This window comes from Pseudomonas sp. SDT291_1_S447 (assembly GCF_054070155.1).
The window spans coordinates 1-721 of sequence record NZ_JBSVXS010000278.1; the positions used below are offsets into that span (position 1 = coordinate 1).

The window sequence follows — 721 nt, forward strand, 5'->3', positions numbered from 1 at the left end:
GTGAGCCTGCTCGCGATGGCGGACTGACATTCACCGAAGAGGTTGAATGTCGGACCGCAATCGCGAGCAGGCTCACTCCTACAGTTGTTTTCGGTTTCGTCAGAAGTTACAGGGTGGAAATGAAGCGCACTGGCACTTGCTCTGTCAGCCAGACACCATTTTCGGCCTGATAAAACGTGAAGCCTTGCTCCTGCATTTGCTGCGCGGCGACTCTCAGGATTACCACGGTTCCGTAGCGTTGCCCTACGGCTGAGGCAGTGGCGGATTCTGCCGATAGATGCACGTGGTGACGCGATCCCGGGATCAAGCCTTGCTGGCTGATAGAGTCCATGAAGCGCGTCGCTGTTCCGTGATACAGCGTTTGCGGTGGCTGCTTTTCCTCCAGTTGAAGCGCTACGCTTTTCGTCGAATGGCCCTGAACGGCGCGAATGGACTGGCCGTCTTCCGAGATCGAAAAGCGCTTTTTGTCGCTGCTCTCTACGACGTTTTCAATCAGTGAGCGATCCAGGCTTCGACCGTCACCGGCAGCACCGCTGATCAGTGCGTCGATATTCGCCCAGCCTTCAGAATCCAGCGTCAGCCCAATCGCCTGAGGCTCGTGGCGCAACACGAAACTGAGAAACTTACTTGTTTCGTCCAGCCGTTTCTTACTCATGAACTTCCCTGATTCTCGACGTATTCCCATGTAGGAGCTGCGGCACGCTGCGATCTTTTGATTTGG

The 721-nt window shown here is 55.5% G+C and carries 1 protein-coding gene; it reads right to left on the reverse strand.

Annotation, left to right across the window (positions count from 1 at the left end; genetic code table 11):
• Window positions 1-106: 106 nt before the first annotated feature.
• Window positions 107-655, reverse strand: a complete 549-nt coding sequence (locus tag ACW9IR_RS29525; RefSeq protein ID WP_457466140.1) for an RNA 2'-phosphotransferase — start codon at window positions 653-655, stop codon at window positions 107-109.
• Between the last annotated feature and the right edge of the window lie 66 nt (window positions 656-721).

Bases quoted from the DNA above. Each gene is read 5' to 3' on its own strand.
- ACW9IR_RS29525 (WP_457466140.1), bottom strand. From the start codon at position 655: ATGAGTAAGAAACGGCTGGACGAAACAAGTAAGTTTCTCAGTTTCGTG.